Origin of the sequence: Streptomyces tyrfis (genome assembly GCF_037034285.1) — a bacterium.
GTDB lineage: Bacteria > Actinomycetota > Actinomycetes > Streptomycetales > Streptomycetaceae > Streptomyces.
On the sequence record NZ_JBAGJZ010000020.1, the window covers coordinates 79,121 to 93,251 of the forward strand.

A 14,131-nucleotide genomic window follows, 5' to 3' on the forward strand; every position below is an offset into this window, starting at 1 on the left:
CAGGGGAGACAGGGGACGCGGGGACGGCAGGAAGGGCAGGGACGGCGGGGGCGGCGGGGAGGAGACGGGCGCGGGGAGATTCCCGGCCGGTCGTTCACCGGGTCCGCAGCGCGAACCACAGCTCCGTCCGGACGTCCATGTCGTCCAGGTCCGCGTCCAGCAGCGCGGCGCACCGGGCGATGCGCTGGCGGACCGTGTTGCGGTGGACCCGGAGGGCGGCGGCGGTGCGGTCCCAGCTGCCGTGCAGGCTGAGCCAGCAGCGCAGGGTCTCGGCCAGGGGCTCGGTGAGCGGGGCGAGCAGGGCGCGGGCGTGGGCCTCGGCCCGCTCGGGCGGGACCAGTGCGGCCAGACCGGCCCCGGTGTCGGCGTGGTGGGCCAGCGGGGTGCGGGTCGCGACGGCCCGGCCCAGGGCGCGGGACGCCTGGCCGTCCGCGAGTTCCAGCGCGGCGAGCGCGGCGGGGGCGGAGGCGCCGAGCGTCCAGCCCGGCTGCGGGGTGACCCGCTCGTCGCCGGGGACCAGCACCCGTACGGCGTCACGGCCCCGGCCCGCGTCCACCAGGGCCGAGCCCAGCGCGGCGCCCAACGCGCCCGCGGTGAGCGGGTCGACGGGGGCGGCGTCGGCGCGCCGGGCGTGCACCACCGTCCACCGCTCCGCGCCGCCGAGAAGCGGCACGACGTCTTCCGGGGCCGCGCCCAGCAGCAGCCGTACCAGCGCGGCGGACCGGCCCGCCGCGTCGGCCCCCTGGTGCGGGGCGGCCAGCAGCGACAGCAGGACGACCGCGATCCCGGCGATGGTGTGATCGCCCTCGGCGCGGCGGTCCGTGGCCAGCGCCAGGACCAGTCCCTGGCCGCCGCCCAGCGCGTACGCGGACAGATGCGCCCCGCGCACCGTGTCGGTGGCGGACGCCGGGGCGGGGCGGGTCGCGGCGGACACCACCCGGGTCAGCCGGGTCAGGGCCGCACCGACGTCGGGCGCCGGGCGGCGGCCCGCCGCGTGCAGCTCCTCGCCGTCCGCGGCGAACAGCACCGCCCGGCCCTCCAGCTGCACCGCCAGTTGATGCAGCACCGTGGGCACCGGATCCGGCCGGGCCGCCGCCGCGGCCAGGGCCTGCTGGGCGCGGGTCACCCGGCGCAGCTCACGGTGCCGGGCCTCGGCCATCAGCCGCCACACCGCCCGCGCGATCGCCGTGAACCGGGTCTCCGGCCCCACCTCCAGCAGCGGCAGCCCCCGCCGGTCGCACGCCTCGATCAGCGCCCGCGGCACGGTGTCGAACACCGGGGTCACCCCGAAGCCCAGCGCCGCCGCCCCCGCCTCCCTCAGCCGGGACACATAGGCGTCCGGGTCCCTGAGCTGCACCCCGGCGCTCAGCACCAGCTCGCCGCCGAGCAGATACGGGTACGGGTCGGCCATCTCCGAGGTGTGCACCCACGACAGCTCCGCCTCGGCCGGGCCCGCGATCCGGCGCAGCCCGAGCTCCTCACGGGCGAGCAGCTCGGTGAGCGGAACCGGGGGAGTGGGCGGCGGGGCGGCCCCTGCCACGACCTTCGGCATGGACGAACCATCCATCGATGACGGCGATGATGGATAAAACGTACACTTCAGCGCCGCTTGCGGGCCACCTACCGTCTTCTCCACGCACGACGCGACCGCGACGCGCCGCCGCGACCCGGCACCCCCGGCGCACGGCTCGGCCGCGACGCACGCACCGCCGAGCCCGGCACCCCCGGCGCGCGGCTCGAACGCGAGGTACGGCACGACCCCCGGCGTACGACGCGACACGCGATGCACGGCGCACCACCCGGCGCACGGCACGACCCGCGTGTGGCGTACCGGCGACGGCGTGCGTGTCGTCCCGCGCGTCCGGCACATCCGGCGTGCGCATCCGAACGGAACGGAGGAAGCCCATGGCCGTCGACTACGCGGTGATCATCGTCTACCTGGCCGGCATGCTCGCCATGGGCTGGTGGGGCATGCGCCGCGCCAAGTCCAAGAGCGAATTCCTGGTGGCGGGCCGCCGCCTCGGCCCCTGGATGTACTCCGGCACGATGGCCGCCATCGTGCTCGGCGGCGCCTCCACCATCGGCGGCGTCGGCCTCGGGTACAAGTACGGGCTCTCCGGCGCCTGGATGGTGTTCACCATCGGCCTCGGGATACTCGCCCTGTCGGTCTTCTTCTCCGCCCGGATCGCGCGGCTGAAGGTCTACACCGTCTCCGAGATGCTCGACCTGCGCTACGGCGGGCGGGCCGGGGTCGTCTCCGGGGTCGTCATGTGGGCGTACACCCTGATGCTCGCGGTCACCTCGACCATCGCGTACGCCACCATCTTCGACGTCCTCTTCGACCTGAACCGGACCGTCGCGATCATCATCGGCGGCTCCATCGTCGTCGCGTACTCGACGCTCGGCGGCATGTGGTCCATCACCCTCACCGACATGGTGCAGTTCGTCGTCAAGACCATCGGCGTGCTGCTGCTCCTGCTGCCCGTCGCGGTGGTCAAGGCGGGCGGCTTCAGCGAGATGAAGGCCAAGCTGCCCACCGAGTACTTCGACCCGCTGGGCATCGGCGGCGAGACGATCTTCACCTATGTGCTGATCTACACCTTCGGCATGCTGATCGGCCAGGACATCTGGCAGCGGGTGTTCACCGCGCGGAGCGACCGGACGGCCCGCTGGGGCGGCACGGTCGCCGGCACGTACTGCCTGGTGTACGCGCTCGCCGGCGCGGTCATCGGCACCGCCGCGAAGGTCATGTACCCGAAGCTGTCCGACGCGGACGCCGCGTTCGCCACCATCGTCAAGGACGAACTCCCCGTCGGCGTAAGGGGACTGGTGCTGGCCGCCGCGCTCGCCGCGGTGATGTCCACCTCCTCCGGCGCGCTGATCGCCTGTGCCACCGTCGCCAACAACGACATCTGGTCGCGGCTGCGCGGCGTGGTCGTACGGGGCGGCGCGACGGACGACACACCGCACGACGAGGTGAAGGGCAACCGGGCCTTCATCCTCATCATGGGCGTCGCCGTCATCGCCGTCGCCATCGCGCTCAACGACGTGGTCCAGGCCCTGACCGTCGCCTACAACCTGCTGGTCGGCGGGCTGCTGGTGCCGATCCTCGGCGGCCTGGTGTGGCGCCGGGGCACCGCGACCGGCGCCCTGGCCGCGGTGGCGGCCGGCGGGCTCGCGGTGGTCGGCCTGATGGCCGGGTACGGCATCCTCGCCAACGAACCGGTCTACTACGGGCTGCTCACCTCGCTCGTGGTGTACGTCGTCGTCTCCCTGGCGACGGAGCCCACCGACGCCGAGGTCCTGGCGGCGTGGCGGGAACGGCTCGCGGGACGCGGCGCGCCGGCGGACCGGGCGACCGGGGACCCGGCCGGACCGGCCGCCGGAGGCCGGGTCGCCGTCGCCGCGGGCAACCCTCCCGCCACCGCCCACGGAACCGTCGAATAACGTACAAACACGTACAACCCGCGTTCGGGCAACGTGCGATCCACGTACCGGACAACGCACCGCCCACGCACGCCCCACGCGCGAACAGCGCGTCGCCATGCACCGTCATCGTCAGGAGAAAGGCACCCCACCATGAGCAGCAACGAGACGCCGCGCGGCCCCGTCGACTCCTCCCGCGTCCCCCGGTACGCCGGCCCCGCGACGTTCGCCCGGCTGCCCCGCCTCGACGAGGTGCGCGCCGCCGACGTCGCCGTCGTCGGCGTGCCCTTCGACACGGGTGTCTCCTACCGCCCCGGCGCCCGCTTCGGCGGCAACGCGATCCGTGAGGCCTCGCGCCTGCTGCGCCCGTACAACCCGGCACAGGACGCCTCGCCGTTCGCGCTGGCGCAGGTCGCGGACGGCGGCGACATCGCCGTGAACCCGTTCGACATCAACGAGGCCGTCGAGACGATCGAGGCCGCCGCCGACGACCTCCTCTCCACCGGCGCCCGGCTGATGACGCTCGGCGGCGACCACACCATCGCGCTGCCGCTGCTGCGTTCCGTCGCGAAGAAGCACGGACCGGTCGCGCTGCTCCACTTCGACGCCCACCTCGACACCTGGGACACCTACTTCGGCGCCGAATACACCCACGGCACCCCGTTCCGCCGGGCCGTCGAGGAGGGCATCCTCGACACCTCCGCGCTCTCCCACGTCGGCACCCGGGGCCCGCTCTACGGCAAGCAGGACCTCGACGACGACGCGAAGATGGGCTTCGGCATCGTGACCTCCGCCGACGTGATGCGGCGCGGCGTCGACGAGATCACCGACCAGCTCCGTCAGCGCATCGGCGACCGGCCGCTCTACATCTCCGTCGACATCGACGTGCTGGACCCGGCCCACGCCCCCGGCACCGGCACCCCCGAGGCAGGCGGCCTCACCTCCCGCGAACTCCTCGAAATCATCCGGGGACTGGCCTCCTGCAACCTGGTCTCCGCCGACCTGGTCGAGGTCGCCCCGGCGTACGACCACGCCGAGATCACCTCCGTCGCCGCCTCGCACACGGCGTACGAGCTGACCACGGTCATGTCCCGGCAGATCGCGGCGGCCCGCACGCGGGGCGCGGAGACCGAGGCGAAGTGAGCCACGAGCACCACGACGAACGCCCCCGGCTCACCCCCGCGCAGATCGCGGCCGCCCTGGCCCCGCCGCCCGGGCGCAACGGCGGCGACCTCGTCGTCGAGACCCTCCAGGGTCTCGGCGCGACCACCGTCTTCGGCCTGCCCGGCCAGCACGCGCTGGGCATGTTCGACGCGCTGCGCCGCTCGTCCCTGACGTACGTCGGGCTGCGCGTCGAGAACAACGCGGGCTTCGCCGCCGACGCGTACGGCCGGATCACCGGCGAGGCGGCGCCGCTGCTGCTCTCCACCGGGCCGGGCGCGCTCACCTCGCTGGCCGCGCTCCAGGAGGCGGCGGCGGCCTCCGCGCCGGTGCTGGCGATCTCCAGCCAGATCCCGGTCGCCGGCCTGGGCGGCGGACGCCACGGCTATCTGCACGAACTGCGGGACCAGCAGGCGTCGTTCCGGGACGTGGTGAAGTCGGTGCACACCGTGCGCACGGCCTCCCAGATCCCGTCCGCGATCGCCGCCGCCTGGGAATCCGCGCTGACCGCCCCGCACGGGCCGGTCTGGGTGGAGATCCCGCAGGACGTGCTCCTCGCGGAGACCGCCCTGCCGGTGGTCACGGCGATGGACGCCACCCCGCGCGCGCTGCACGCCCGCCCCGAACTGATCGCCGTGGCGGCCGACGCGCTGGCGAGGGCCGAACGCCCGGCGATCATCGCGGGCGGCGGAGTCGTGCGCTCCGACGCCTCCGGCAAGCTGCTCGCGCTCGCGGAACGGCTCGACGCGCCCGTCGTCACCACCTTCGGCGGCAAGGGCGCCTTTCCCTGGGAACACCCGCTCTCGCTCCAGTCCTGGCTGGAGGACCGGCACACGACCGACTTCCTGGAAGCCGCCGACGTGCTGCTGGTCGTCGGCTCCGGACTCGGCGAACTCTCCTCGAACTACCACACGTTCCGCCCGCGCGGCCGGGTGATCCAGATCGAGGCCGACGCCGGGAAGCTGGAGTCCAACCACCCAGCGCTCGGCATCCACGCCGACGCCCGCGACGCCCTCTCCGACCTCCTGGAGGCGGTCGGCCGCCGCGAGGACCCGTCGGCCGCGGACCGCGTCCGGACCGTGCTCGAAGCGGTACGGGAACGGCTCGCCGGCCAGGACCTCGCCCTGGAACAGCGGCTCGTCGCCGCCGTGCGGAAGGCCCTGCCCGACACGTCCCCCAGCTTCTGGGACATGACGATCCTCGCCTACTGGGCGTGGTCCGCGTTCGACGCCCGCCGCCCGAACACGATGCACTCGGCGCAGGGCGCGGGCGGCCTCGGCTACGGATTCCCGGCCGCCCTCGGCGCGGCGGTCGCGGACCCCGGCCGGCCGGTCCTGGCGGTCTCCGGCGACGGGGGCGCGATGTACTCGATCGCGGAGCTCGCCACCGCCCGGCAGTACGACCTCCCGGTCACCTGGCTGATCGTCGACGACGGCGGCTACGGCATCCTGCGCGAGTACATGACGGGCGCCTTCGGCGAGGCCACGGCGACGGAGCTCTCCCGCCCGGACTTCGTCGCCCTCGCCGAGTCCTTCGGCGTCCCGGCGGTCCGCACGACCCCGGAGTCGCTCGCGGACGACCTGGCGCGCTCCCTCGCGGCGCCCGGCCCTTCGGTGGTCGTGCTGCCCGCGCTGCTGAAGATGTTCGAGCCGACACATCTGTAGGGGCCGGCACCTCTGCGGGGGCCGACGCATCTCTGGGCGGGGGCGCGGCGTCACCGCCCGGGGGCCGTCGCCGTCGGGCGGTCGCCGCCGTCGGCCGGCCGCCACGGCCGGTGGTCATGGCCGCCACCGTCCGGTGACGGTGGTCGTGGTCGTGACCGCATCCGTGTCCGTTACCGTCCGGCGGCGGTCACTGCCCGGTGGCCGCCCCTCCGGAGGGCGTGAGCTTCTCGATGGCTTCGAGCCCCGCCAGCCTGCCCCGGAGGAACTCCCGCTGCTGATCCGGGTTCAGGGAGCCCGGCAGATCCCTGCCGGACGGCATCAGATCCGGGATCGTCCGGAACACGGCGCTCGCGGCGACGCCGTTGCCCCGCATCCGGGCCCAGTACAGCGACTTGCCGACCGTGTGCAGCGGCGTGGTCATCTCCGTACGGGGCCGCTTCGAGGCCCTGAGCCTCGTGCTCTCCCGGCCCAGCGCGCGGAAGTCGATGTCGCCCAGACGCTGGAGCACCTCCAGGGCGGCGTACAGCCGCCCGCAGAGGTGGGCATCGGTCGGCGGCCGGTCGTCCGGCATGTCTCTCCCCGTTCCGTCGGCGAACGAGCAGCATCTCTACCCCGGCCCGCCGGGCGGGGAACACGGCCGGATGGTGTACAACTTTTCCAGCCGCCGGAAGTCATCAGTGACGGGTGTGCCCCGGTGCACACCGCACATGACCACCCAGGGGGAGACACCACATGAACCGGCCCCGGATACCCGGAACACTCCGAATACCTCGCACCTCCGAGAATCCCCGAACTGCTCGGATACTCCCCGCAGTTCGGGCCGTGCTCCGCCCGGGCCGCGCCCGTCGCGCCCACGCCGTGCTCGCCGCCGCGCTCGCCGCGGGCCTGCTCGCGCCCGCGCTCCTCGGCGCCGCGCCCGCCGCCGCGGCGACGCCGACGGCGGGCTGCACATCCGACAAGGCGGGACTGGCGGCCAAGCTGGCCAAGGACATCACCGCCGCGCTCAAGGGACGCAAGTCGACGGCGGCGGTGGCGCTCTACGACCGGACCACCGGGACGAGCTGCACCCTGCGGGGGACGACCACGTACGACTCGGCCAGCGTGGTGAAGGCGACCGTGCTGGCGACGCTGCTCTGGGACAGCCAGAAGCACAACCGCTTCCTCACCGCCCGCGAGACCGAACTCGCCACCGCCATGATCACCAAGTCCGACAACGACGCGACCACCGCCCTGTGGAAGCAGCTCGGGGTGACCAAGGTCAAGGCGTTCCTCAAGGCCGCGGGGATGACCCGCACCGTGCCCGGCTCGGGCGGCTACTGGGGGCTGACCCAGATCACCGCCCAGGACGAGCTGCGGTTGCTGACCCTGCTGTCGGCCAAGAACTCCGTGCTGAGCGACAACGCGCGGTCGTACGAGCTGGGGCTGATGCGCAAGGTCGTCTCCTCGCAGCGCTGGGGCACTCCCGCCGGGGCCCCGGCCGGGGTGACCGTCCAGGTCAAGAACGGCTGGCTGCCGCGCGCCACCCATGGCTGGCGGGTGCACAGCGTCGGCGCCTTCACCGGCAAGGGGCACGACTACGCGATCACCGTGCTCACCCATGACAACAAGACGATGAACGACGGCGTCAACACCATCCAGGCCGTCGCCCGCGCCGTCCACAAGGACCTGAGCCCGGCCGTCGCCGCGCGGACCACCTCCACGATCGCCCCGCCCGCCGCCCCGCAGGAGGCGGTGCCCGCGGTGCCGGAGGCCCCGGCGGTACGCATGCTCACCGCGACCCCGCGCCCGTAGCCGCGCCCGCGCGCGCGGGCGGTCGCCGGTCATTGGCCGCCGGCCACCGATCGCGTGCCGGTGGCCACCGGCACGCACGGACCGTCGCCCCGGCTCCCGCGGCCGCCCCCGCGCGGCCGCCCCGCGCATGGCCCGGCCGCGTCCGGCCGGACCCGGGCGGGGCGATCAGCCGCCGACCGCCCGGGCGCCGGCCCCCGCCTCCGATGCCGCCTCCGCCTCCGTGGTCGTCCCCGGCTCCGCCTCCGTCGCCGCCGTCCCTCTCTCCGCCGACTCCGCCTCCGCACCTGCCTGGGCGGTGAACGCCACCCGCAGGGTCTCGCCGTCGAACTCCATGCTGAACGTGGAGTCCATGGCCCGTGCCAGGCGGACCAGCAGCGGCACCGTGGACATGGTGCCGCCGAGCTCCAGCTTGGAGACCTGCGGCTGCGTCATCCTGGCGCGGCGCGCCAGCTCGGTCTGCGCGATGCCGAGCTCGGTCCGGCGGTCGTAGACGGCCTGGCCGAGGTCCCAGGCCAGGTCGAGCTCCTGGCGCCGCCGCACGCGTTCGGCGCTCTCCGCGCGGTCTTTTCCCGCCGAGATGCTCTCTGCGACCTTCCGGTCCCGGGCGAGCTTCCACTCCGCGTGACTGACCACGTTGCTCTTCCTTCCTGGTGTCGCTAGATGTCGCGGCTGAACACGTCATGCGCTGGGTTTGTGCTCCGTTTCGCAGACGGCCTTCGCCCGCAGGGCGCGCTCGACCTCGGCATTCTCGCGCTGAAAAGGTCATCCATATGAAGCAACGTATATATATCCCAGCGTATATGTTCTCGAATCGGTGGCGAAGTCAGCAAGACGAGTGGGTGTGTCCCGTCGCGTTGACGTCGTCGGCCGTGGGCCGAACGGCAGGCTCACCGAAGAGGCGCCCCCGAAGTCCCCCGAAGCCCCGCGTTTGTTACGACGGGATGAAATCCGCTGCCCACGGCGTTGGTGCCTTCCGGCAGAGCAGGTCGATCGGGAGGGCACCGGTGACGGACGCAGAGGACGCGGAGCGCGCGGGAGGCGTCGCGGTGGGCGCGGCACGGGCCCAGGGGTGGGTGCGGCGGCTGAGCGGCTACGCGTGGCGCTACCGGCGCGATGTGCTGCTGGCGCTCGGGTCGTCGCTGGCCGGCATGGCGGTGATGGCCGTCGTCCCGCTGATCACCAAGGTGATCATCGACGACGTGGTCGGCGACCGCACCGGGTCCCTCGCCGTCTGGACCGGGCTGCTGCTGGTCGCCGCCGTCCTCGTGTACGTCGCCACCTACATCCGGCGGTACTACGGCGGACGCCTCGCGCTGGACGTGCAGCACGACCTGCGGACCGAGATGTACGAGACGATCACCCGGCTCGACGGGAGACGGCAGGACGAACTGTCCACCGGGCAGGTCGTCGGGCGCGCCACCAGCGACCTCCAGCTGATCCAGGGCCTGCTGTTCATGCTCCCGATGACGATCGGGAACGTCCTCCTCTTCGTCATCTCGCTGTTGATCATGGCGTGGCTCTCGCCCCTGCTCACCCTGGTCGCGATAGCCGTCGCCCCCGCCCTGTGGTTCATCGCCCGCCGCTCCCGCGCCCGGCTCTTCCCGGCCACCTGGTACGCCCAGGGGCAGGCCGCCGCCGTCGCCGGCGTGGTGGACGGGGCCGTCTCCGGCGTCCGGGTCGTCAAGGGCTTCGGGCAGGAGGAGCAGGAGACCGGCAAGCTGCGCGAGGTCGGCCGGAAGCTGTTCGCCGGGCGGCTGCGGGCGATCCGGATGAACTCCCGCTACACCCCCGCCCTCCAGGCCGTGCCCGCGCTGGGCCAGGTCGCGATGCTGGCCCTCGGCGGCTGGCTCGCCACCCGGGGCCAGATCACCCTCGGCACCTTCGTCGCGTTCTCCACGTACCTCGCCCAGCTCGTCGGCCCGGTCCGGATGCTCGCCGTGGTCCTCACCGTCGGCCAGCAGGCCCGCGCCGGCGTCGAACGCGTACTGGAGCTGATCGACACCGAGCCGACCATGCAGGACGGCACCGTGGAACTGCCCGCCGACGCCCCGGCGAGCGTCGAGTTCGACGACGTGCGGTTCGGCTACGCCCGCGAAGACGACCCCGACGGCGGGGCCGGCGCCCGCCCGGTCCTCGACGGGTTCTCGCTGACCATCGAGCCCGGCGAGACCGTCGCCGTCGTCGGCGCGTCCGGCAGCGGCAAGTCCACCGTCTCGCTGCTGCTGCCCCGCTTCTACGACGTGACGCACGGCGCCGTCCTGGTCGGCGGCCACGACGTCCGCGAGCTGACCCAGAAGTCGCTGCGCGCCGCCATCGGCCTCGTGCCGGAGGACAGCTTCCTGTTCTCCGACACCGTCCGCGCCAACATCGCCTACGGCTTCCCCGACGCCACGCGGGAGCAGATAGAGGAGGCGGCCCGCGCCGCCCAGGCCGACCGGTTCATCGCGGAGCTGCCCGAGGGCTACGACACCAAGGTCGGCGAACACGGCCTCACCCTCTCCGGCGGCCAGCGCCAGCGCATCGCGCTCGCCCGCGCCATCCTCACCGACCCCCGGCTGCTCCTGCTCGACGACGCCACCTCCGCCGTGGACGCCCGGGTCGAGCACGAGATCCACGAGGCCCTGCGGCAGGTGATGGCCGGACGCACCACCCTGCTGATCGCGCACCGCCGCTCCACCCTCGGCCTCGCGGACCGCATCGCAGTCCTGGAGAACGGCCGGCTCGCCGACATCGGCACCCATGAGGAACTGGAGCGCCGTTCCCCGCTCTACCGCCGTCTGCTCACCGACCCGGACGAACTCGGCGGCACCTCGCCCGGGCACCGGCCGGCCGTCCCCACCGACACCGCCGAGGAGGACGGCCGGGCGTTCCAGGGGGAGATCGACGCCGAACTCGACGCCGACTACGACGCCGAGCGCGGCATCAGCCCCCGCCTCTGGATCCGCGGGGACGAGCCCCGCGACAACGGGGCGGCCGGCATGCCCGCCACGCCCGAATTGCTCGCCCGCGTCGAGGCGCTGCCGCCGGCCGTCGACACCCCCGACATCGACGAGGCGCGGGCCGTCCGCGCCGAGGACGCGTACGGGCTGCGCAGGCTGCTGCGCGGCTTCGGGCTGCCGCTCCTGCTGAGCCTGCTGCTGGTCGCGGTGGACGCGGGCGCCGGGCTGCTGCTGCCGGTGCTGATCCGGCACGGCATCGACCAGGGCGTCACGCGGTTCGCGCTCGGCGCGGTCTGGGCGGCGTCCGCGCTGGCCCTGGTCGTCGTGCTCGTGCAGTGGGCCGCCCAGATCGGCGAGACCCGGATGACCGGCCGCACCGGCGAACGCGTCCTCTACTCACTGCGCCTCAAGATCTTCGCCCAGCTCCAGCGGCTGGGCCTGGACTACTACGAGCGCGAGCTGACCGGCCGCATCATGACCCGGATGACGACCGACGTGGACGCCCTGTCCACGTTCCTCCAGACCGGTCTGGTCACGGCCTTCGTCTCCGTCGTCACCTTCCTCGGCATCATGGTCGTCCTGCTGGTCCTGGACGTGCAGCTGGCCCTCGTCGTCTTCGCGACCCTGCCGGTGCTGGTGATCGGCACGTACTTCTTCCGCCGCAAGAGCGTCCAGGCGTACGAGCTCGCCCGGGAACGCATCAGCGTGGTCAACGCCGACCTCCAGGAGTCCGTCTCCGGACTGCGGATCGTGCAGGCGTTCCGCCGCGAGCACGACGGCGCGCGCCGGTTCGCGGAGCGCAGCGCCCACTACCGCCAGGCCCGGGTCCGGGGGCAGTGGCTGATATCGGTCTACTTCCCGTTCGTGCAGCTGCTGTCGTCGGTGGCCGCGGCGGCCGTGCTGATCGTCGGCGCGGGCCGGGTCGACGACGGCACCCTCACGGCGGGCGCGCTGGTCGCCTACCTGCTCTACATCGACCTGTTCTTCGCCCCGGTGCAGCAGCTCTCCCAGGTCTTCGACGGCTACCAGCAGGCCACCGTCTCGCTCCGCCGCATCCAGGAGCTGCTGCGGGAGCCGACCTCCACCGAGGAGCCGGCCGAACCGCTGGACGTGCCGTCGCTGCGCGGCGAGATCGCCTTCGAGAACGTGTCCTTCGCGTACGGGGGCGGCGCGGCCGCGGCGGACGGAGCGGGCGCGGCGGACGGCGTCGAGGCGGGGGACCTGGCGGCGGGGAACGCCGAGGAGGCGCTGAGCGGCGTCGATCTGCGGATCCCGGCCGGCCAGACGGTCGCGTTCGTGGGCGAGACGGGGGCCGGGAAGTCCACCCTGGTCAAGCTCGTGGCCCGGTTCTACGACCCGACGGGCGGGCGGGTCACGGCGGACGGCGTCGACCTGCGCCGCCTCGACCTCACCGCGTACCGGCACCGGCTCGGGGTGGTGCCGCAGGAGGCGTATCTGTTCGCCGGCACGGTCCGGGACGCCATCGCGTACGGGCGGCCGGAGGCCACCGACGCGGAGGTGGAGGCGGCGGCGCGGGCGGTCGGCGCCCACGACATGATCGCGACCCTGGACGGCGGTTACCTCCACGAGGTGGCCGAGCGGGGGCGCAACCTGTCCGCCGGGCAGCGCCAGCTGATCGCGCTCGCCCGGGCCGAACTCGTCGACCCGGACGTCCTGTTGCTGGACGAGGCGACCGCCTCCCTGGACCTGGCCAGCGAGGCCCTGGTCAACCAGGCGACCGACCGCCTCGCCGGCCGCCGCACCACCCTGGTCGTCGCCCACCGGCTGACCACGGCCGCCCGCGCCGACCGGGTCGTGGTGATGGACCACGGCCGGGTCGTCGAGGACGGCACGCACGACGAGCTCCTCGCCAGGGAAGGGCACTACGCCGGGCTGTGGCGCACCTTCATAGGGGAGGACGAGCCCGCGGGGGTGTGAGCCCGGGGCCGGGGCCGCCGTGCGTGGCGGCCCCCCGCCGGGGCGCCGGCCCCGCTCGCGCGCCGGCGGTCGAACGTCAGCCGTCGATGGCGGAGATCCTGCCGGTCGTGAGGTCCGAGCGCACGGTCAGATACGAGTGGACGGGGTGCTCGCCGCCGCTCCAGGTGAGCCGCACCTTCGACCAGGTGTGCCCGGTGGCGCTGTCGCCCGGAGTGACCCGCAAGGCGAGCGGGACGTTCTGGGCCCGCAGGACCCCGTCCGCGTGGTTGCGCTTCTCCCAGGCGGCCAGGTCGGAGCGCAGACGCGGCGTCAGATAGAAGGACCGCAGGGCGGTGGCGAGTCCGCCGCCGTCCTCGGCCGCCACGGCGTCGATGTACGCGCCGTAGAAGTGGGCGACCCGCTGGTACGCGGCGGTCGGGGTCTCGGCGCGGACCGCCGCCGGGGCCGTCCGGGCCCGCGGGGCCGCCGCGGCGGCGGCCGGGACGGCGGCGGTGGCGGTGAGGAGAGCGGCGGCGAGCAGCGCCCGGCCGGCGGCGCGTCGGCGGCCGGGGCCCTGGGCGTCACGGAGTCGGAGCATGGCAGTCCCTGCCTTTCGTATGGCTCTGCCCTGTGGGAGCCATGCTGAGGCCGCCCGGTTCCTCGCCGGGGCGGAGCACGCCGGTGCAACCTCCGGATGGGCTCCTGCGTCGTACACGTGTATGTATGCGTGTCGAGCGAGGGTTCGCCTGTTCGATCGGGTGCCGGGGCGGCCGCGGACCGGAGCGACGGGCGGGGCGGGGCCGGCGGAAAGGATGTGGGCGGTGGGGCCGACGGGGGAGGCGAGGCGGACGGGCGCCGCGCCGGCGCGTCTGGTGGCCCTGTCGCTGGCGACGGCCCTGGTCCTGGTGCTCGTGGGTACCGTGACGAGCCGGGCCGAGGCCGCGACCTCCTGCGCCGGACGGCTGGTCAAGACGGTCCCGTTCAAGACCGGTGAGCTGCGCGTCTTCAAGAGCCGGGCCTACGCCTGCGCCGTCGCGATAGCCAGGAAGCCCGGCCCGAAGCGCGCGATGTCCGTGACGATCCAGCCGCGCGGCGGCGGGCCCGTCGTCGACAGCGGAAGCTACACGCGGCAGGCCGGCCCGGTGACGGTCCACGCGCTGAACCGGTGCGTCCGGGCCTCGGCCGCGATCGCGGGACAGTCCGGCTCCACCGGCTGGATCCTCTGCTGACGCT

10 protein-coding genes are annotated in these 14,131 nt (G+C 73.8%); 6 read left to right on the forward strand and 4 right to left on the reverse strand.

Translation table 11 applies throughout. The annotated features are described in order from the left end of the window. Positions 1-94: 94 nt before the first annotated feature. A complete protein-coding gene (locus tag WA762_RS17485) occupies positions 95-1,567 on the reverse strand; it encodes a PucR family transcriptional regulator (RefSeq protein ID WP_443080613.1) in 1,473 nt (490 codons plus the stop codon). A gap of 338 nt (positions 1,568-1,905) precedes the next feature. Between WA762_RS17485 and WA762_RS17490 the strand changes: the two genes are divergently transcribed. The 3 genes from WA762_RS17490 to WA762_RS17500 all read left to right on the forward strand — a co-directional run bounded on the left by WA762_RS17490 (position 1,906) and on the right by WA762_RS17500 (position 6,251). After that, positions 1,906-3,447 carry a sodium:solute symporter family protein gene (locus tag WA762_RS17490; RefSeq protein ID WP_335936696.1) on the forward strand — a complete coding sequence of 514 codons (1,542 nt, stop codon included), beginning with the start codon at positions 1,906-1,908 and terminating at the stop codon, positions 3,445-3,447. A gap of 132 nt (positions 3,448-3,579) precedes the next feature. Then, positions 3,580-4,569 (forward strand): agmatinase, encoded by a 990-nt coding sequence (speB, locus tag WA762_RS17495; protein ID WP_335936697.1) that lies wholly within the window; start codon positions 3,580-3,582, stop codon positions 4,567-4,569. Continuing rightward, positions 4,566-6,251: a thiamine pyrophosphate-binding protein gene (locus tag WA762_RS17500; RefSeq protein ID WP_335936698.1), complete on the forward strand. Its 1,686-nt coding sequence runs from the start codon at positions 4,566-4,568 to the stop codon at positions 6,249-6,251. Before speB ends, WA762_RS17500 begins: the two co-directional genes overlap by 4 nt. Positions 6,252-6,438: 187 nt before the next feature. Here the strand turns inward: WA762_RS17500 and WA762_RS17505 are convergent, their stop codons facing one another. After that, positions 6,439-6,822 (reverse strand): hypothetical protein, encoded by a 384-nt coding sequence (locus WA762_RS17505; RefSeq protein ID WP_335936699.1) that lies wholly within the window; start codon positions 6,820-6,822, stop codon positions 6,439-6,441. A 287-nt stretch (positions 6,823-7,109) separates the two neighbouring features. Between WA762_RS17505 and WA762_RS17510 the strand changes: the two genes are divergently transcribed. Then, positions 7,110-8,042 carry a serine hydrolase gene (locus tag WA762_RS17510; RefSeq protein WP_443080615.1) on the forward strand — a complete coding sequence of 311 codons (933 nt, stop codon included), beginning with the start codon at positions 7,110-7,112 and terminating at the stop codon, positions 8,040-8,042. A 165-nt stretch (positions 8,043-8,207) separates the two neighbouring features. Here the strand turns inward: WA762_RS17510 and WA762_RS17515 are convergent, their stop codons facing one another. Further along, entirely contained in the window at positions 8,208-8,675 is a 468-nt protein-coding gene (locus WA762_RS17515) for a helix-turn-helix domain-containing protein (protein WP_335936700.1), read from the reverse strand. A 371-nt stretch (positions 8,676-9,046) separates the two neighbouring features. Here WA762_RS17515 and WA762_RS17520 point away from each other — a divergent pair, with 371 nt between their 5' ends. Then, positions 9,047-12,919, forward strand: coding sequence for an ABC transporter ATP-binding protein (locus tag WA762_RS17520; protein WP_443080614.1), 3,873 nt, complete (start codon positions 9,047-9,049; stop codon positions 12,917-12,919). Positions 12,920-12,995: 76 nt separating this feature from the next. Here the strand turns inward: WA762_RS17520 and WA762_RS17525 are convergent, their stop codons facing one another. Next, positions 12,996-13,496 (reverse strand): hypothetical protein, encoded by a 501-nt coding sequence (locus WA762_RS17525; protein WP_335936701.1) that lies wholly within the window; start codon positions 13,494-13,496, stop codon positions 12,996-12,998. A gap of 214 nt (positions 13,497-13,710) precedes the next feature. Between WA762_RS17525 and WA762_RS17530 the strand changes: the two genes are divergently transcribed. Beyond that, entirely contained in the window at positions 13,711-14,127 is a 417-nt protein-coding gene (locus WA762_RS17530) for a hypothetical protein (RefSeq protein WP_335936702.1), read from the forward strand. The last annotated feature ends 4 nt before the right edge of the window (positions 14,128-14,131 follow it).

Bases quoted from the DNA above. Each gene is read 5' to 3' on its own strand.
- WA762_RS17485 (WP_443080613.1), bottom strand. From the start codon at position 1,567: ATGGATGGTTCGTCCATGCCGAAGGTCGTGGCAGGGGCCGCCCCGCCG.
- WA762_RS17490 (WP_335936696.1), top strand. From the start codon at position 1,906: ATGGCCGTCGACTACGCGGTGATCATCGTCTACCTGGCCGGCATGCTC.
- speB (WP_335936697.1), top strand. From the start codon at position 3,580: ATGAGCAGCAACGAGACGCCGCGCGGCCCCGTCGACTCCTCCCGCGTC.
- WA762_RS17505 (WP_335936699.1), bottom strand. From the start codon at position 6,822: ATGCCGGACGACCGGCCGCCGACCGATGCCCACCTCTGCGGGCGGCTG.
- WA762_RS17525 (WP_335936701.1), bottom strand. From the start codon at position 13,496: ATGCTCCGACTCCGTGACGCCCAGGGCCCCGGCCGCCGACGCGCCGCC.
- WA762_RS17530 (WP_335936702.1), top strand. From the start codon at position 13,711: ATGTGGGCGGTGGGGCCGACGGGGGAGGCGAGGCGGACGGGCGCCGCG.